This window comes from Kitasatospora sp. NPDC059577 (assembly GCF_042735475.1).
In the GTDB taxonomy this organism is placed as follows: Bacteria; Actinomycetota; Actinomycetes; order Streptomycetales; family Streptomycetaceae; genus Kitasatospora.
Genome location: NZ_JBHWBZ010000058.1, coordinates 49047 through 65894 on the forward strand (window position 1 = coordinate 49047; position 16848 = coordinate 65894).

16 protein-coding genes and 1 tRNA gene are annotated in these 16848 nt (G+C 72.6%); 7 read left to right on the forward strand and 10 right to left on the reverse strand.

The genetic code is table 11. The features are described 5' to 3' along the window. Nucleotides 1-174: 174 nt before the first annotated feature. From ACFV0O_RS32915 to ilvA, 3 genes are all read right to left on the reverse strand, one after another. Nucleotides 175-1032 (reverse strand): ABC transporter permease, encoded by an 858-nt coding sequence (locus ACFV0O_RS32915; protein WP_380347421.1) that lies wholly within the window; start codon nucleotides 1030-1032, stop codon nucleotides 175-177. 1 nt (nucleotide 1033) lies between these two features. Then, nucleotides 1034-2113, reverse strand: coding sequence for an ATP-binding cassette domain-containing protein (locus tag ACFV0O_RS32920; protein WP_380347422.1), 1080 nt, complete (start codon nucleotides 2111-2113; stop codon nucleotides 1034-1036). Nucleotides 2114-2389: 276 nt separating this feature from the next. Continuing rightward, nucleotides 2390-3616: a threonine ammonia-lyase gene (gene ilvA, locus ACFV0O_RS32925; protein WP_380347423.1), complete on the reverse strand. Its 1227-nt coding sequence runs from the start codon at nucleotides 3614-3616 to the stop codon at nucleotides 2390-2392. Nucleotides 3617-3739: 123 nt separating this feature from the next. Here ilvA and ACFV0O_RS32930 point away from each other — a divergent pair, with 123 nt between their 5' ends. Beyond that, nucleotides 3740-4234, forward strand: a complete 495-nt coding sequence (locus ACFV0O_RS32930; protein ID WP_380347424.1) for a MarR family transcriptional regulator — start codon at nucleotides 3740-3742, stop codon at nucleotides 4232-4234. Nucleotides 4235-4255: 21 nt separating this feature from the next. On the opposite strand, the gene ACFV0O_RS32935 is transcribed toward ACFV0O_RS32930, so the two are convergent. Continuing rightward, nucleotides 4256-5410 (reverse strand): cystathionine gamma-synthase, encoded by a 1155-nt coding sequence (locus ACFV0O_RS32935; protein ID WP_360260852.1) that lies wholly within the window; start codon nucleotides 5408-5410, stop codon nucleotides 4256-4258. 169 nt (nucleotides 5411-5579) lie between these two features. Here ACFV0O_RS32935 and msrA point away from each other — a divergent pair, with 169 nt between their 5' ends. Further along, entirely contained in the window at nucleotides 5580-6245 is a 666-nt protein-coding gene (gene msrA / locus ACFV0O_RS32940; RefSeq protein WP_360260850.1) for a peptide-methionine (S)-S-oxide reductase MsrA, read from the forward strand. 138 nt (nucleotides 6246-6383) lie between these two features. After that, nucleotides 6384-6746: a cupin domain-containing protein gene (locus ACFV0O_RS32945; protein ID WP_360260847.1), complete on the forward strand. Its 363-nt coding sequence runs from the start codon at nucleotides 6384-6386 to the stop codon at nucleotides 6744-6746. A 148-nt stretch (nucleotides 6747-6894) separates the two neighbouring features. Here ACFV0O_RS32945 and ACFV0O_RS32950 read toward each other — a convergent pair whose 3' ends face one another. The 3 genes from ACFV0O_RS32950 to ACFV0O_RS32960 all read right to left on the reverse strand — a co-directional run bounded on the left by ACFV0O_RS32950 (nucleotide 6895) and on the right by ACFV0O_RS32960 (nucleotide 10580). Next, the gene (locus ACFV0O_RS32950; protein ID WP_380347425.1) at nucleotides 6895-8175 is read right to left on the reverse strand and encodes an Ig-like domain-containing protein; all 1281 of its coding nucleotides are present in this window, start codon (nucleotides 8173-8175) and stop codon (nucleotides 6895-6897) included. A gap of 184 nt (nucleotides 8176-8359) precedes the next feature. Next, a complete protein-coding gene (locus tag ACFV0O_RS32955; RefSeq protein ID WP_380347426.1) occupies nucleotides 8360-8698 on the reverse strand; it encodes a hypothetical protein in 339 nt (112 codons plus the stop codon). A 481-nt stretch (nucleotides 8699-9179) separates the two neighbouring features. Further along, nucleotides 9180-10580 carry a cystathionine beta-synthase gene (locus ACFV0O_RS32960; RefSeq protein ID WP_380347427.1) on the reverse strand — a complete coding sequence of 467 codons (1401 nt, stop codon included), beginning with the start codon at nucleotides 10578-10580 and terminating at the stop codon, nucleotides 9180-9182. A 292-nt stretch (nucleotides 10581-10872) separates the two neighbouring features. Here ACFV0O_RS32960 and ACFV0O_RS32965 point away from each other — a divergent pair, with 292 nt between their 5' ends. The 3 genes from ACFV0O_RS32965 to ACFV0O_RS32975 all read left to right on the forward strand — a co-directional run bounded on the left by ACFV0O_RS32965 (nucleotide 10873) and on the right by ACFV0O_RS32975 (nucleotide 14603). Further along, nucleotides 10873-12087 carry a GDSL-type esterase/lipase family protein gene (locus ACFV0O_RS32965; RefSeq protein ID WP_380347428.1) on the forward strand — a complete coding sequence of 405 codons (1215 nt, stop codon included), beginning with the start codon at nucleotides 10873-10875 and terminating at the stop codon, nucleotides 12085-12087. A gap of 63 nt (nucleotides 12088-12150) precedes the next feature. Further along, on the forward strand, nucleotides 12151-13371 hold the full coding sequence (locus tag ACFV0O_RS32970; protein ID WP_360260834.1) for an acetyl-CoA C-acetyltransferase: 1221 nt from the start codon (nucleotides 12151-12153) through the stop codon (nucleotides 13369-13371). A 290-nt stretch (nucleotides 13372-13661) separates the two neighbouring features. After that, the gene (locus ACFV0O_RS32975; protein ID WP_360260831.1) at nucleotides 13662-14603 is read left to right on the forward strand and encodes a hypothetical protein; all 942 of its coding nucleotides are present in this window, start codon (nucleotides 13662-13664) and stop codon (nucleotides 14601-14603) included. 136 nt (nucleotides 14604-14739) lie between these two features. On the opposite strand, the gene ACFV0O_RS32980 is transcribed toward ACFV0O_RS32975, so the two are convergent. The 3 genes from ACFV0O_RS32980 to ACFV0O_RS32990 form a co-directional block, all read right to left on the reverse strand. Then, nucleotides 14740-15138, reverse strand: a complete 399-nt coding sequence (locus ACFV0O_RS32980; protein WP_380347429.1) for a hypothetical protein — start codon at nucleotides 15136-15138, stop codon at nucleotides 14740-14742. 86 nt (nucleotides 15139-15224) lie between these two features. Next, nucleotides 15225-16097 (reverse strand): Bax inhibitor-1/YccA family protein, encoded by an 873-nt coding sequence (locus ACFV0O_RS32985; protein ID WP_360260826.1) that lies wholly within the window; start codon nucleotides 16095-16097, stop codon nucleotides 15225-15227. 140 nt (nucleotides 16098-16237) lie between these two features. Further along, nucleotides 16238-16319, reverse strand: a tRNA-Leu gene (locus ACFV0O_RS32990). A gap of 303 nt (nucleotides 16320-16622) precedes the next feature. Here ACFV0O_RS32990 and ACFV0O_RS32995 point away from each other — a divergent pair. After that, nucleotides 16623-16848, forward strand: a 226-nt coding sequence (locus ACFV0O_RS32995; protein ID WP_380347430.1) for an ATP-binding cassette domain-containing protein, incomplete at its 3' end; no start/stop codon positions are given.

The following is a 16848-nucleotide window of genomic DNA, read 5'->3' on the forward strand; positions in this document are numbered from 1 at the left end:
GGTGCTTTACCTTTCTCGGTGGTCTTCCTCTCTGTACCCTCCGCCGCGCGGCGGCCGCGTGCGCCCGGGCGCCGGGGCGCGGGCGGGGGGGCGCCGGCGCCCCCCCCCCCCCCCCCTTCCGCGTTCCGGCCGCCCTTCCGCGTTCCGGGCAGTGGCCGATCAGGCAGTGGCCGATCAGGCAGTGGCCGAACGGTACTTGCGCACCGACAGCCACGAGAACACGGCCGTGATGAGCACCGACCACATCACCGACACCAGCGCCGCGTGCTGCATCGGCCAGGCGCTGTCCACCGGTCCGACCTGGTTGCCGAACAGCACCCGGCAGGCCTGCACGGTGGCGCTGAACGGGTTCCAGTAGGCGACCCCCTGCAGCCAGCCCGGCATCGAGGAGACCGGCACGAAGGCGTTGGACACGAAGGTCAGCGGGAACAGCCAGATCAGCCCGGCCGAGGTGGCCGCCTCGGGGCTGCGCACCGACAGGCCGATCAGCGCGCCGATCCAGGAGAAGGCGTAGCCGAACAGGAGCAGCAGGCCGAAGGCGGCGAGCGCGTTGAGCACCCCGTCGTGGATCCGCCAGCCGACCAGCAGCGCGACCAGGCCCAGCACGACCACGATGAACGCGGTCTGCACGAGGTCCGCCAGGGTGCGGCCGACCAGCACCGCGGAGCGGGCCATCGGCAGCGAGCGGAAGCGGTCCACCAGGCCCTTGGTCATGTCCTCCGCGATGCCGGCCGAGGCACCGGCGGTGGCGAAGGTGACGGTCTGGGCGAAGATGCCGGCCATCAGGAACTGGATGTACGTGTGGGAGCTGGAGTCCGCCCCCGGGATCTTGATCGCCCCGCCCATGACGTACGAGAACAGCAGCACGAACATGACCGGCTGCATCAGGCCGAAGACGACGATCTCCGGGATGCGGGTCATCCGGCGCAGGTTGCGCTTGGCGACCACCCAGGAGTCGTGCAGGGTGGCGGACAGCCCCCGGCGCTGCCTGGGCATCGCCGCGCCGATGGCGTGCTCGGTGGCGGTGCTCATCTCAGCGCTCCTTTCCGGCCGCGACGGCCTGCTTGTCCGGTCCCCGGCTCCCGGCGTCGTCCGTGCCGCCGGGCTTGCCCTTGCCCTTGCCCTTGCCCCGCCCGCGCGCCTTGGGGTCGGCGCCGCCCTCCTCGGTCCCCTCCTCGGCGGCGTGGCCGGTGAGGGTGAGGAAGACGTCGTCCAGCGTCGGGCGGCGCAGCCCGATGTCGTCGATCTCGATCCCGCGGGCGTCCAGTTCGCGGATGGCGTCGGCGAGCACCCGGGCGCCGCCGCTGATCGGCAGGGTGATCCGGCGGGTGTTCTTCTCCACTGTCGGCTCGCTCAGCGCGTAGCCGGACATCGCCGCGACCGCGTCGGCGACCCGGCCGGGCTCGTGTACCACGACCTCGATCCGCTCGCCGCCGATCTGGGCCTTGAGCTGGTCGGCGGTGCCGCGCGCGATCACCCGGCCGCGGTCGACCACCGCGATGTCGTGGGCGAGCCGGTCGGCCTCCTCCAGGTACTGGGTGGTGAGCAGCAGCGTGGTGCCCTGCTCGACCAGGGTCTCGATGACCTCCCAGAGCGCGAGCCGGTTGCGCGGGTCGAGGCCGGTGGTCGGCTCGTCCAGGAACATCACCGGCGGCCGGACGACCAGTGCGGCGGCGAGGTCCAGGCGGCGGCGCATGCCGCCGGAGTAGGTCTTGGCGGTGCGGTCCTTGGCCTCGGCGAGGTTGAACCACTCCAGCAGCTCCAGCGCGCGGGCCTTCGCGGCGCGGGTGCTCATCTGGTAGAGCTCGCCGACCATGGTGAGGTTCTCGAAGCCGGTGAGGTACTCGTCGACCGCCGCGTACTGTCCGGACAGGCCGATCAGGCTGCGGACCTTGTTGGGGTGCTTGAGGACGTCGACGCCGGCGACCACCGCGCGACCGGAGTCGGGGCGGAGCAGGGTGGTGAGGACCCGCACGGTGGTGGTCTTCCCGGCGCCGTTCGGGCCGAGCAGCCCGAGCACCGTGCCCTCGGGGACGTCGAGGCTGACGCCGTCCAGGGCTCGCACGTCGCCGAAGGTCTTCACCAGGTTCTCGGCTTGGATGGCTGGCGCCATGGCCTGCCTCATCTCCTCGGACGTATGGAGCGATCTGTCCCACTCTGCCCCGCTTTCGGGCGCGCGGGCGACTCGATTTTCGACCCGCGGGACTCGAACGCGATGTATCGCGAGTCTCCCAGTACGCGATATATCGCGTCAAGGGATGCAGCTCCGCCATCGTTCCAGGGAGAAGCCGCGCCGGACCGCAGCAACGACCGGCAATCAGGCCCCGAACCACCGGCAACTGGGAACCCGGTGGTCACTCCCGCCCCACCGGTCCCACGCGGCATCCGGTCAACCGGAGGAGGACTCGCCGGAGACGACGTACCCCGAGTCCCGCAGCTCGCCGACCACCGCCGCGCAGTGCTCCGGGCCCTTGGTCTCCAGGTGCAGGTCCACCTCGACCTCGGTCAGCCCCAGCCGCGGGTCGATCCGCACGTGCGCCACGTCCAGCACGTTGGCGTCCACCCTGGTCAGCACCGCCAGCAGGTCCGCCAGCGACCCCGGCTTGTCCGCCAGCCGCACCCGCAGCGACAGGTAGCGCCCGGCCGCCGCCAGGCCGTGCCGCAGCACCCGCTGCATCAGCTGCGGGTCGATGTTGCCGCCGGACAGCACCGCCACCACCGGCCCCTCGAAGGAGTCAGGCCGCTCCAGCAGCGCCGCGATCGGGGCCGCCCCGGCCGGCTCGACCACCAGCTTCAGCCGCTCCAGGCCGATCAGCAGCGCCCGCGACAGTGCGTCCTCGGAGACCGTGCGGATGCCGTCCGCCAGCGTGTTGACCACCTCGAAGGGGATGTCCCCCGGGCGTCCGACCATGATCCCGTCGGCCATGGTGGCGACGTGCTGCAGCGACACCGGCCGCCCGGCCGCCAGCGAGGGCGGGTACGCGGCCGCCCCGGCCGCCTGCACCCCGACCACCCGGACGTCCGGCCGCAACGGCTTGACCGCCGCCGCGATCCCGGCCAGCAGCCCGCCGCCGCCCACCCCGACCAGGATGGTGCGCACCTCGGGGCACTGCTCCAGCACCTCCAGGCCCACGGTCGCCTGGCCGGTGACCACGTCCCAGTGGTCGAAGGGGTGGATGAACACCGCGCCGGTCGCCTCCGCGTACCGCTGCGCGGCGAGCAGCGCCTCGTCCACGGTGGCGCCGTGCAGCCGCACGTCGGCGCCGTACTCGCGGGTGGCCGCGACCTTCGGCAGCGGCGCCGCGACCGGCATGAACACCGTCGAGCGCACCCCCAGCAGCGCGGCCGCCAGCGCCACGCCCTGGGCGTGGTTCCCGGCGCTCGCCGCCACCACCCCGCCGGCCCGCTGCACCGGCGAGAGGCCCGCGATCCGCACGTACGCCCCGCGCAGCTTGAAGGAGCCGGTGCGCTGGAGGTTCTCGCACTTCAGGTGGACCGGTGCGCCGATCAGCCCGGACAGGTACCGGCTGCCCTCCATCGGGGTCACCCGGGCGATCCCGGCGAGCATCTTCTGGGCGCCGCGGACGTCGTCGAGGGTGATCGGCCAGTTGTGCATGTCGCCAAGGTTAGAGGTCCGGACGGCGGCAATCCGGCACGCCGGGCCTGTTCCCGGGTCCGCCGCGCCCGCGTACGCTGCTGCTTCCGAGCCTCCCTCGCCGCACGACGATCGTGAGCCGCGATGACGACGACCTCGCCCCAGGCCACCGACCGCACCGACCCCGTGCACGCCCAACTCCAGTACCAGCTCGCGGTGTTCGCCCGCCGCATGGAACAGGTCCGGACCTCCGGCGGCGGGGTCGGAGCGCTGGACCGGGCCGCCTACCTGCTGCTCGACCGACTGGAGCGGCACGGGCCGGCCAACGTCAAGGCGCTGGCCGAATCGCTCGGCGTGGACTCCTCCACGGTGACCCGCCAGGTCGCCCCGCTGGTCGCGGCCGGGCTGGGGGGGGGGGGGGGGGGGCCCCCCGCCCCCCCCCCCCCCCGGCGCGCCGTGCGGCTCGCACTGACCGCCCGCGGCTCCGGACGCCTCGACGAAGTCCGGGACGGACGGGCCGAGTTGACCCGCCGCCTGATGGCCGACTGGCCGGAGGAGGAGCAACGGGCGTTCTGCGCCCTGCTGGCCCGCTTCAACCACGCGATGGAGTCCTACACGGCGGACCAGCAGGGGCAGTGAACCCCGAGAACCCCGACGGGCTCAGCCCAGCGCCTGCTCGAGGTCGGCCAGCAGGTCGTCGATCGACTCGATGCCGACCGAGACGCGCACCAGGTCGGACGGCACCTCCAGCGCCGAACCGACCACCGAGGCGTGGGTCATCCGGCCCGGGTGCTCGATCAGCGACTCGACGCCGCCCAGCGACTCGCCGAGGGTGAACAGCTGCGCGCGGTTGCAGACCTCGACGGCCGCCTCCTCGCCACCCGCGACCCGGAACGAGACCATGCCGCCGAAGGCCTTCATCTGCTTGGCCGCGATGTCGTGGCCGGGGTGCTCGGGCAGGCCCGGGTACAGCACCTGGCTGACCTTGGAGTGGCCCGCCAGCAGCTCGGCGACCTTCTCCGCGTTGGCGCTGTGCCGGTCCATCCGGACACCCAGCGTCTTTATGCCGCGCAGCACCAGCCAGGCGTCGAACGGGCCGGAGACCGCGCCCATCGCGTTCTGGTGGTACGCGACCTCCTCGCCGAGGGTCGCGTCGGCCAGCACCAGCGCACCGCCGACCACGTCCGAGTGGCCGCCCATGTACTTGGTGGTGGAGTGCACGACCGCGTCCGCGCCGAGCGCGATCGGCTGCTGCAGGTACGGGCTGGCGAAGGTGTTGTCGACCACCAGCAGTGCGCCGGCGCCGTGCGCGATCTCGGCGAGCGCGGCCAGGTCGGTGATGCCCAGCAGCGGGTTGGACGGGGTCTCCACCCACACCGCGCGGGTGTTGGGGCGGATCGCCTCGCGGACGGTGGCCAGGTCCTGGGTGTTGGCCACGGAGAACTCGACGCCCCAGCGGGTCAGCACCTTGGCGAACAGCCGGAAGGTGCCGCCGTAGGCGTCGTTGGGGATCACGATGTGGTCGCCCGGCTTGAGGATGGTGCGCAGCAGGGTGTCCTCGGCCGCCAGGCCGGAGGCGAAGGCGAGGCCGCGGGCGCCGCCCTCCAGCGCGGCGAGGCACTCCTCCAGCGCGGTACGGGTCGGGTTGGCGCTACGGCTGTACTCGTAGCCGCCCCGCAGGCCGCCCACCCCGTCCTGCTTGTAGGTGGACACCTGGTAGATCGGCGTGACGACGGCCCCGGTCTGGGGGTCTGCTTCCTGACCCGCGTGGATGGCGAGGGTCTCGAAGCCCTGGGGAAGCTGGTGCTCGGTCATGGCTCCGAGCCTAGTGGCCGTACGTCGGCGCGCTCGCCGGAACCGGGAGCACTGGCGGAAACCGCCGCCGCCGCGGGCCGCCGCCGTCCGGAAGTACCGCTCCCGGAATCCGGGAGCCGTTCCGTGCGTTGAATCCGGGGCAACCCTCCCTACCCCGCAGGAGCAGGCCGTGCTGTTCAACCGCCACAAGACCTCGCTCGTCCCCGCCGACCAGGCGCTGCCCGGCCGGGCGGCCCCGTCCTTCGAGCTGCGGGACCCGCACACCGTGCTCGGCCACCCGCTGCCCGGCCCGTACCCGGAGGGGCTGGAGGTGGCCGACTTCGGGCTGGGCTGCTTCTGGGGCGCCGAGCGGACGTTCTGGCGGCTGCCCGGCGTCTGGACGACGCTGGCCGGTTACCAGGGCGGCTACACCCCGAACCCGACGTACGAGGAGGTGTGCAGCGGGCTGACCGGGCACACCGAGGCGGTCCGGGTGGTGTACGACCCGGCGGTGGTGTCGTACGAGCGCCTGCTGAAGACGTTCTGGGAGGCGCACGACCCGACGCAGGGAAACCGCCAGGGCAACGACGTGGGCACCCAGTACCGCTCCGCCGTCTACACCCACTCCCCCGCCCAGGCCGAGGCCGCGGCGGCCACCAGGGACGCCTTCCAGCCGGCCCTGACCGCGCTCGGCTACGGTCCGATCACCACCGAGATCGCCCCGGCCGGCCCGTTCTTCCCGGCCGAGCCGTACCACCAGCAGTACCTGTCGGAGGCCAAGAACCCCAACGGCTACTGCGGCCTCGGCGGCACCGGCGCCGCCTGCCCGATCGGCGTGGCCCGCACCCGGGGCTGACCCGCTCCGCGCCACCCGGGGAGCGGGCCACCCCACGTGACCGCTCCCCGATCCGGGCGCAGACTGGAAGGGCCAGCAGGGGCGGTGCGGCCACCGCCGGCGGCCGGGCCGTCCTCCCTGCGGGGAGAGGAGTGCGCCATGTCCGGTCTGGTCCGCAAGAGCTTCGAGGATCCCGAGGAAGTCCGTCCCTTCGAGGAGGGCACGGGCGAGCTGCGCCTGGTCAACCTGGACGCCGGCCCGGTGGGCCGGGCCGTGTTCGAGCCGGGCTGGCAGTGGTCCAAGCACGTGAAGCCGATCGCCAAGACCGACAGCTGCCAGGCGGCCCACACGGGGTACGTGGTCTCCGGCCGGATGAAGATCGTCATGGACGACGGCCAGGCGGAGGAGTTCGGCCCCGGCGACTACATGATCTGCGCACCCGGGCACGACGCCTGGATCCTGGGCGACGAGCCGTGCGTGGTCATCGACTGGCAGGGGTTCGCGGACTACGCGAAGCGCTGATCGAACGCGGACCCGGCTCCCCGGGCGGACGCGGGAACGGTCCGCCCGGGGAGCCGGGTGTCGGCGGCCGACGGGGTGCCCGGCCGTGCGGATCGGACGGCCGGGCTAAAGCCTCAGAAATCGGACGGCGGGGGTCAGGCGTCGGGGGTCAGGCGGCGCTGCCGGCCTTCCAGTCGGCCCAGCTCAGGTTCCAGCCGTTCAGGCCGTTGTCCGGGGCGACGGTCTTGTCGCCGGAGTTCACGACCTCGACCACGTCGCCGACCATCGAGGACTTGTAGAACTTGTAGCCGTCCGAGCCGGCGTCCTGCGCCCCCTTGGTGTCCTGCAGGCCGACGCAGCCGTGGCTGGTGTTCTGGCCGCCGAAGATCGACGGCGGGGACCAGTAGTTGCCGTGGACGAAGGTGCCCGAGGTGGTGAGGCGCTGGGCGTGCGGCACGTCGGCGATGTCGTACTCGCTGCCCAGGTTGACCGTCTGCGAGTTCATCCGGGTCTGGGTGTACTGCTCGGAGATGACCATCTTGCCGCCCCAGGTGGTGTGCTCGGGCGAACCACCGGAGATCTTGTAGACGGCGCTGACCTGGCCGTCGGTGGTGACGGTGAGCTTCTTGGTGCCGAGGTCGGCGACGCTGGTCTGGGCGCGGCCGATGGTGAAGGCGATGTCCTTGGACTGGGTGCCGTACACGCCCTTGGCGCCCTCGACGTCCTTGAGCCGGAGCTTGAGGGTGACCTTGGTGCCCTTGGCCCAGTACTCCTGCGGCCGGAAGTCGAGGCGGGTGCTGGAGAACCAGTGGCCGACGATCTCGACGCCCGGCTCGGCTATCACGGTGATCGCCTGCTGGACGGCCTTGCGGTCGGTGACCGGCTTGCTGAAGTTGATCGAGACGGGCATGCCGACGCCGACCGTCGAGCCGTCCTCGGGGGTGAAGTAGCCGACGAAGGTGTTGGCCGGGGTCGCCGTGGTGAACACGGCGTTGGCGTCCGCCTCCAGCTTGTCCTTGTCCACGGCGACGGCGGCGACGGTGTACTTGGTGCCGCTGGCCGGGGCGGCCGCCGAGGTCCAGCCGGTGTTGTCGGCGGAGAGCTGGCCGGCCAGCTCCTTGCCGGTCGAGTCGGTGACCTTGACGGTGCTCAGCGTGCCGTTGGCGACGGTGATCTTGACCGGGTCGCTGAAGCTGGCGGCGGCGGCGCCGTCGGCGGGGGTGACGGTGATCACGGCGGTCGAGGTCTTCGGGGTGCTGCTGCTTCCGCCGTCGGAGCCCTGGCCGGAGCCCGCGCCACCGCCGGAGCCGCTACCGCTGCCGCTGCTGCCGCCGCTGTTGTCGTTGCAGGCCGCCAGCAGGAGCACGGGAGCCCCGATCAGCCCCGCGAGCACACCGCGTCGGCTCCAGCTTCCTCCGGCCGCCCGCCCCTGACCGTCCCGTGCCGTCACGTCGCGTCTCCCTGCTGATCATCCCGGGCATTACGGATACAGAAACGCAATCCGCCCGTTCACGGTTCCACCACCGAAGGGTAAGCGATCGTATGAGATGACCCAACTTGCCTCCGAACAGGGACAAAACGCCCGGCCTGCCGTGGCAGACCGGGCGTTCGCGGGCGGTGACGGCGTGCCGTCGTTACTCGGCGGAGCTGTCCACCGCGTACTCGTCCCACTCCTCGTCGTCCGGGTCGAACTCGGTCTGCGCCGACTCCCAGGTCGCCGAGGCGAGCTCCACCCCGGGGACGTCGCCGAGCAGCGCGACGGGGTCGATGAAGTGCGCGAGCGAGCCCGACGGGTCCACCTCGATGGCCTCGACGGACTGGGCGCGCTCCTCGTCGTCGAGGTACTCGTCCTCGGTCACCGCCTGCAGGGCCGCCGCCTTGAGGGCGCCCTCGTCGGTGATCTCCGCGATGAGCTCGATCTTGACCCGGACGTAGCGCGGGGCGTCCTGGTCGGTCGTTTCAGTGCTGGTCATGCGTGCGAGCGTACGGGAACGGACGGCCGCCGACGCACAGCGCGGGAGCCGCCGGCGGGCGGACCGGGCCCGGAACGGACGGAAGGGGCCGGTCCCTCGGAGAAGGACCGGCCCCACCGTTCCCCCGCATGGACTCCCCCACCCGGGAGCCGCGGGGACGCGCCGTACGGCGCGGTGCGGCCGCGGGAGCCGCCACACCCTGTGGACCGGCCGGAGCCGGGCAGGGGCGGGACGACGGCGCCTCCCGCGAGGGAGGACACAGCGGTCGGGTCAGGACCGCCCGGTGTGCCCGGAGTCGACCGCGGTCGCCGGGGAGCCGCTCCCGGACGGTTGCCGTCGCCTCGTTCGGCGTCGTGCCGTTGACCACAACGATGCCGGAGCCGTGTTAACCACGTGCTGCGGGCAGGTGACGCCGGTGTACCACTTCGCCCGTGGACGAATCCTCCGGATCCGTCCGCGGGCGGGCGGCGGTGACCCCGGGTCAGTGCGCGGCGCGGCCGGTCAGGTAGCCCAGCAGGTCCTGGCGGGTGACGATGCCCTGCGGCTTGCCCTCCACCAGCACGACGGCCGCGTCGGCCTTCTCCAGCACGGTCATCAGGTTGGTGACGGTCTCGCCCGAGCCGACCACCGGCAGCGGCTTGGACATCACGTTGTCCAGCGTGTCGGTCAGCTCGATCTCCTTGGCGAAGATGCCCTCCAGCAGCAGCTTCTCCACCACCGAGCCGATCACCTCGCCGGCCATGATGTCCGGGTGCCCGGCGCCCGGGGAGACCACCGGCATCTGCGAGACGCCGTACTCGCGCAGCACCCGGACCGCCTCGGCGACCGTCTCGTTGGGGTGCATGTGGACGAACTGCGGGACGCCGCCCTGCTCGATGGACTCCTTGCGGGCCAGCACCTCGCCGATGTGCGCCTCGTCGGTGGACGAGGGCAGGAAGCCGTAGTCGGCCATCCAGTCGTCGTTGAAGATCTTCGACAGGTAGCCGCGGCCGCCGTCCGGCAGCAGCACGACCACGACGTCGTCCGGCCCGAGCCCGCGGGCGACCTCCAGCGCGGCCACCACGGCCATGCCGCAGGAGCCGCCGACCAGCAGGCCCTCCTCCTTGGCCAGGCGGCGGGTCATCTGGAACGAGTCCTTGTCGGAGACGGCGACGATCCCGTCCGCGACCGCGCGGTCGTAGGCGGTCGGCCAGAAGTCCTCACCGACGCCCTCGACCAGGTACGGACGGCCGGTGCCGCCCGAGTAGACCGAGCCCTCCGGGTCGGCGCCGATCACCTTGACCTTGCCGCCGGAGACCTCCTTCAGGTAGTTGCCGGTGCCGGAGATGGTGCCGCCGGTGCCGACGCCCGCCACGAAGTGGGTGATCTTCCCGTCGGTCTGCTCCCACAGCTCCGGGCCGGTGGAGTGGTAGTGCGAGGCCGGGTTGTCCGGGTTCGAGTACTGGTCCGGCTTCCAGGCGTTCGGGGTCTCCCGGACCAGGCGGTCGGAGACGTTGTAGTAGGAGTCCGGGTGCTCCGGGGCGACGGCGGTCGGGCAGACGACCACCTCGGCTCCGTACGCGCGCAGCGTGTTGATCTTGTCGGTCGAGACCTTGTCGGGACAGACGAAGATGCACTTGTAGCCCTTCTGCTGGGCCACGATCGCCAGACCGACACCGGTGTTGCCCGAGGTCGGCTCGACGATGGTGCCGCCCGGCTTGAGGGCGCCCGAGGCCTCGGCGGCCTCGATCATGCGCATCGCGATGCGGTCCTTGACCGAGCCACCGGGGTTGAAGTACTCGACCTTCGCCAGCACCGTCGCGCTGATGCCCTCGGTGACCTTGTTCAGCTTGACCAGCGGCGTGTTGCCGACCAGGTCGATGATCGAGTTGTGGTACCGCACGGGGGTCCTCCCGGTCTGTGGGCATGCGAGTGCTTGTGCTTTCGGTACTGCAAAGCCTAGGCCGTGGCACGCACCCCAGCGCCCCCTCTTGTCCACCTCCTCCAAGGAGCCGCCCCGACACTCCTCCGGCCCGTCGGCCCCTCCTCCCCCGCGGCCCGCCCGGCCGGCCCTCCGCGCGGCGCCCCGCCTCCCCACCAATGGCCCACCGGCACCGGTACTCCCGCCCCCCGCGCGGGTAGGAGGGGTGTACGGCCCCGCCGGGGGCGGCACGAGGACGCGAAGGGGGTGCCGGATGCCAGGCGCACACGACTCGCGGGCCCGGGTGGCCCGGCGGATCGCCACCGCGGCGGCGTACGGCGGCGGCGGACTCGGACTGCTCGGCGTGGGTCTGGTGGGCCTGCTGCTGACCGAGAGCAAGCTCGCGATCCAGGCCATCGGCGTCCTGGAGACCCACCCGCCCAAGGCCGACGGCGTCTACGGCGAGGCCTTCGCCGACGGCGCCACCACCCCTCAGCCGCCGCTGGTGCTGGCCGTCCTCGGCGACTCCACCGGAGCCGGCCTCGGCGTGGCGCGGGGCCGGGAGACCCCCGGCGCCCTGCTCGCCTCAGGCCTGGCCTCGGTCGCCGAGCGCCCGGTCCGGCTGGTCAACGCGGCCCGCTCCGGCGGGCGCTCCGCCGACCTCTCCGGCCAGCTGGAGCAGGCGCTGCGGCACCGCCCCGACGTCGCGGTGATCATGATCGGTGCCAACGACGTGACCCGGCACAGCCCGGCCCAGCTGGCCGTCCGCCAGCTCGGCGAGGCCGTCGCCGCGCTGCGCGCCAACGGCTGCGAGGTGGTCGTCGGGACCTGCCCGGACCTCGGCACGATCAAGCCGGTGCGCCCGCCGCTGCGCTGGGTGGCCCGTCGGCTGAGCCGGCAGCTGGCCGCCGCGCAGACCATCGCGGTGGTGGAGGCGGGGGGCCGGACGGTCTCGCTGGGCTCGCTGCTGGGCCCGGAGTTCGCCGCCCGCCCGGAGATGTTCGCCGCCGACCGCTACCACCCCTCGGCCCAGGGCTACGCGACCGCGGCGATGGCCGTGCTGCCCTCGGTCTGCGCCGCGCTCGGCCTCTGGCCGGAGGAGGAGCGGCCGACCGTGCCGGTTCCGGGCGGGACGGTGCTGCCGGTCGCGGTGGCCGCCGCGGCGGCGGCCGACCGGGCGGGCACCGAGGTGGCGGCCGTGGAGGCGGAGGGCGCGGGCCGACGGTGGGCGCTGCTGCGTCGGCGGCTGCGGATCGGCCTGCCCGGCTCGGTCGTGGCCGTGGTGTCCCACCCGGACCACGGCCCGGACCGGGACACGGCGCACGGCCCGGGGCAGGCCGCGCACCCGGGCCCGGCGCACGGCCCGGCGCACGGCTCGGACCAGAGCCCGGACCAGAGCCCGGACCAGGGCGCGGACCAGGGCACGGACACCCCCGCGGGCCCCGGGAATACGTCGGCCAGCTCACACGCTGGGGCGGATGACGCTTGACCTACCAAGCGGTAGCTTTCCTCCCGGACGTCAGGTCCGCCGTCACCCAGCGAGGAGCCCGTCATGCCCGAAGCCGTCATCGTCAGCGCCGCCCGTTCGCCGATCGGCCGGGCCTTCAAGGGCTCGCTGAAGGACGTCCGCCCGGACGACCTGACCGCCCACGTCATCCAGGCCGCGCTGGCCAAGGTCCCGCAGCTCGACCCGCGCGAGATCGAGGACCTGATGCTCGGCTGCGGCCTGCCCGGCGGCGAGCAGGGCCACAACCTGGCCCGCATCGTGGCCGTCCAGATGGGCATGGACCACCTGCCCGGCGCCACCATCACCCGCTACTGCTCCTCCTCGCTGCAGACCACGCGGATGGCGCTGCACGCGATCAAGGCGGGCGAGGGCGACGTCTTCATCTCGGCCGGCGTGGAGACCGTCTCGCGCAGCATCCACGGCACCTCGGACGGCATGCCGGGCACCATGAACCCGCTCTTCGGCGCGGCCCAGGCCCGCACCGCCAAGCGCGGCGAGGAGGGTGGCGGCGAGTGGCACGACCCGCGCGAGGACGGCCTGGTGCCGGACGCCTACATCGCGATGGGTCAGACCGCCGAGAACCTGGCCGCGCTCAAGGGCATCACCCGCGCCGAGCAGGACGAGTTCGGCGTCCGCTCGCAGAACCTCGCCGAGGCCGCCATCAAGGCCGGCTTCTGGGAGCGCGAGATCACCCCGGTGACGCTCCCGGACGGCACCGTGGTCAGCACGGACGACGGCCCGCGCGCCGGCGTCAACCTGGAGGGCGTCTCGGGCCTGAAGCCGGTGTTCCGCCCGGACGGCACCGTGACCGCCGGTAACTGCTGCCCGCTGAACGACGGTGCGGCCGCGCTGGTCGTCATGTCCGACACCAAGGCCCGCGAGCTCGGCATCACCCCGCTCGCCCGGGTGGTCTCCACCGGCGTCAGCGCGCTCTCCCCCGAGATCATGGGCTACGGCCCGGTCGAGGCCTCCAAGCAGGCGCTCAAGCGGGCCGGCCTGACCATCGACGACATCGACCTGGTCGAGATCAACGAGGCCTTCGCCGCCCAGGTGATCCCGTCCTACCGCGACCTGGGCGTCGACCTGGACAAGCTGAACGTCAACGGCGGCGCCATCGCGGTCGGCCACCCCTTCGGCATGACCGGTGCCCGGATCACCACCACGCTGATCAACTCCCTGCAGTGGCACGACAAGCAGTTCGGCCTGGAGACCATGTGCGTCGGCGGCGGCCAGGGCATGGCGATGGTCATCGAGCGCCTCAGCTGACCCTCCCCGCAACCTCCGAAGGGTCTGGACCACCCATTTGGAGTGACGGAGCGTAATTGAGGGCCGGATCACACCGCGAGGTCGATCCGGCCCTCTTTTCGTTCGTTTCCAGCCCGGAAATCGACACTGCGGAGCGGATCAACTCCACTGCGTAGAACGGTGTTACCTAACAATTTGGGGACAAGAGCGAAAGTCCGGGACAAATTAGACATTCGCCACTGCGGTAACAGCCCCGGATGCGGCAGTGTGGAGACGTAACCCCGTTCCGCTCCTCGCTAGGAGTACGTTCCGTGAGCGCCGTCTACACCATCCTGCTGCTGATCCTGATCACCGTGTCGACCGCCGTGCTGCTCCGTCTCCGGGCAATCTCCCGCCGACTGGACGCCCAGGCCGCGGCCCCGGCCGTGCCCGCGCCGGTGGACGAGGCCGCGATACGCCGGGCCGTCGCCGAGGCGCTCGCCGCCGACCGCGAGCGGGAGATCACCGAGGCCCGGGCGTTCTGGGCCGAGCAGGAGGCCCGCGCGGCCGAGGACGCGCCGCTGTTCGACTCCCCGTTCACCGGTGTCTTCTCCGGCACCGACGAGTGGCCGCTCTTCTTCCCCCGCCCCACCGGCCCTCAGGACGCCGCCGACAACGCCGGGACGATGGACCCGGAGTTCGGCGAGGCGCTGCGCTCCGCACTGGAGGACCTGATCAACGAGGGCGGCACCGGTCCGGCCGAGACCGGCACCGAGGGCGGCGCGCCGCTGCGCCCCGGCCACCCGGCGGGCGAGACCTCGAAGGACGCCCGCGCCCGCCGCGAGGCCGACCTGCTGGCCACCGGTCTGGAGGCCGGGCTGCTGGACACCGACCCGCTCGTCGAGGAGGCCCCGGTCGCCGCGCCCGACCCGCGCCGCCACCCCTCGCACCCCGACTTCGTGCCGAGCCAGGCCCCGTCCCGCGAGTGGACCGACAACCGGCTGGCCGCCCTCGCCGAGGAGGGCGTCGCGCTGACCGACGTCCGCCCGGGCCCGCTGGGCACCCTGGACGTGTACGGCTTCGCCGACGGCACCACCCTGTGCGTGGCCCCGGGCGACCGGGAGGCCGCCTACCGGCTGATCGACGCGGTCCGTGCCGGCGAGCACGTGCGACTGCTCGGCGGCTCGCGCTTCTCCGGCTCGTACTCGCTGACCTTCTCCACCGACGAGGAGGCCGTCTACGTGCTCGCCGACCGGGTGGTCGCCAGCATCTGACGCCGGGTCACCGGAGCCCGCCGGTACTCCCCGGCACCCTCCCGCACCTCGCGCCGAAGGCCGACCGGATCACGGGGTTACCGATCCGGCCGGCCTTCGGTGCGTCCGGCTCCGGGCGCGTCCGGCTCCGGGCGCCTCAGGCGCAGAGCGCCGCCGTCCCGCGCACCGCCGCGACCGCCCCGGCCAGCACCTCGCCCACCACGGCGGGCCCGCCCGGCAGGGCCACCTCGGCGCCCTCCGGCAGCGCCGCGAGCGCGGCCGCCAGATCGTGCCCGGCGACGGCCAGTTGGTCCCCCGCCGCGAACGCCCCGGCGTCCGGGAAGTCCCGCTCCGCCCCGCCCTCCGCCGTCAGCGCCAGCGCGGCCAGCCGCCGGGCCAGCTCCAGCGCGGCGGCCGCCCGCGAGGGGTGTCCGGGTACGGCGCCCAGCAGCTTGCTCTGCGGCAGCGAGCGGAAACGATCCGCCAGTGAGTCGACGGCATCGACCAGGGGCTGTACGTCCAGGGGGTGCACGTCCAGGGGGTGTACGTCATGCATGGCAGCGAGCCTAGGCGAAAAGCCGCCGGGCCCCGGAGCGGGTGGCTCCGGGGCCCGGCGGCAGTGCTTCACCACGGGAGACCGGGTCAGTCGTCGCCGCGCAGGATCGCGATCAGCCGCAGCATCTCCATGTAGATCCAGACCAGCGAGAGGGTCAGCCCGAAGGCGGCCCGCCAGGACTCCTGCTGCGGGGCCCCCTGGGCGATGGCCGTCTCGATCTCCGCGAAGTCCAGCGACAGGAAGAAGGCGCCCAGGCCGATGCCGACCAGGCCGACCACGATGCCCAGCGGGCCCGAGCGCAGGCCCATGTCGGCGCCGGCCAGCGACGCGACCATGTTGACCAGCATCAGCAGCACGAAGCCCATGGCGACCGCGATGCCGATGCGGGCGTAGCGCGCGGTGACCCGGATCCTGCCGCTCTTGTAGGCGAACAGCATCGCCGCGAAGACCGCCGCCGTGCCCAGCACCGCCTGGATCACGATGCCGTTCAGGATGGTGTTCAGCGCGTGCGACCAGGCGCCCATCGCGAAGCCCTGGAGGGCCGCGTAGGTCAGGATCAGCGGCGGGCTGACGCTGCGCTTGAAGGAGGCCACCAGGCCGACGACCATCGCCACCAGGCTGGCGGCGATCGCGAAGCCGTAGTTCTCGAACGGCAGCGCGAACCAGGCCACCGCGCCCGCGCCGACCAGCGTCAGCAGCGTCATGGCGGTACGGGCGACCACGTCGTCGAGCGTCATCCGCCCGGTGGCCGTCGGACCGGCCGACGGGCCGTTGTACATCTGGTAGAGCTGCTCGTCGGTCAGCGGCGCCTGACCCTGCGGCTGCTGGGCGTACTGCGTCCCGGCGTAGGGGTTCCCGCCGTACGGGTTCCCGGCCTGCGCGGTGTTGCCGAACCCCGCGTAGCCGGAGTCGCGGGTGAAGGACCCCTCCCGCGAGAAGACCGGGTTGCTGCTTCTCATTGCTCATTCCCTCCGTGGCGGCACTGCGCCGCCCACGCACAAGGGTAATGGCCTGGCAAAAATTCCGGGATACGCCGCGAGGAGGATCCGGTGAACGACGCCCGGCGGGGGAGCCGTCGGCGCCCCCGCCGGTCGACCGGTGCCCGGAGCCGGACTCGAACCGGCACGGCCTCGCGGCCAAGCAGTTTTAAGCTGCCCGTGTCTGCGTTCCACCATCCGGGCGTCCTGCGAAACCACCCTGAGCCTAGTCTCCCGGCTCGCTCTTTCGCATGTTCCCAGCCCCGGAAGTTGTCATGTTTCCTTGCCATCTGACGAACTGTTCGGGATTCGGCCACGAAGGATAGTGCTTCCGGCCACCCCCAGGCCACCGCCCCTCCCTCAGGGTTTCCGTCATACCGCAGGAGGACGGTCCCGCCCTCCCGTACGCCCAGCGGTGGTCGGGCCAACCGTCCGGCGGAGCGACGCCAGACCATGATCACGTCGCGGAGCATGGAGGTACAAGTCCACGAGCACAAGGAGCCCCCCGTGACCACGTCGACCGCAACCGCCGTCCGCCCCGGTGTGGCGGCCGCCCGCGCCACCGGCCTGAACAAGGTCTACGGGGAGGGGGAGACCCGCGTCGTCGCCCTCGACAACGTCAGCGTCGAGTTCCCCCGGGGCGAGTTCACCGCCATCATGGGCCCCTCCGGCTCCGGCAAGTCCACGCTGATGCACTGCATGGCCGGCCTCGACACCGTCACCTCCGGCTCCT

Excerpts from the sequence above, each read along its gene's own strand:
- ACFV0O_RS32970 (WP_360260834.1), top strand. The coding sequence starts at position 12,151 with ATGCCCGAAGCCGTCATCGTCAGCGCCGCCCGTTCGCCGATCGGCCGG.
- ACFV0O_RS32930 (WP_380347424.1), top strand. The coding sequence starts at position 3,740 with ATGACGACGACCTCGCCCCAGGCCACCGACCGCACCGACCCCGTGCAC.
- ACFV0O_RS32985 (WP_360260826.1), bottom strand. The coding sequence starts at position 16,097 with ATGAGAAGCAGCAACCCGGTCTTCTCGCGGGAGGGGTCCTTCACCCGC.
- ilvA (WP_380347423.1), bottom strand. The coding sequence starts at position 3,616 with ATGCACAACTGGCCGATCACCCTCGACGACGTCCGCGGCGCCCAGAAG.
- ACFV0O_RS32955 (WP_380347426.1), bottom strand. The coding sequence starts at position 8,698 with ATGACCAGCACTGAAACGACCGACCAGGACGCCCCGCGCTACGTCCGG.
- ACFV0O_RS32945 (WP_360260847.1), top strand. The coding sequence starts at position 6,384 with ATGTCCGGTCTGGTCCGCAAGAGCTTCGAGGATCCCGAGGAAGTCCGT.
- ACFV0O_RS32965 (WP_380347428.1), top strand. The coding sequence starts at position 10,873 with ATGCCAGGCGCACACGACTCGCGGGCCCGGGTGGCCCGGCGGATCGCC.
- ACFV0O_RS32935 (WP_360260852.1), bottom strand. The coding sequence starts at position 5,410 with ATGACCGAGCACCAGCTTCCCCAGGGCTTCGAGACCCTCGCCATCCAC.
- ACFV0O_RS32920 (WP_380347422.1), bottom strand. The coding sequence starts at position 2,113 with ATGGCGCCAGCCATCCAAGCCGAGAACCTGGTGAAGACCTTCGGCGAC.
- ACFV0O_RS32915 (WP_380347421.1), bottom strand. The coding sequence starts at position 1,032 with ATGAGCACCGCCACCGAGCACGCCATCGGCGCGGCGATGCCCAGGCAG.
- ACFV0O_RS32980 (WP_380347429.1), bottom strand. The coding sequence starts at position 15,138 with ATGCATGACGTACACCCCCTGGACGTGCACCCCCTGGACGTACAGCCC.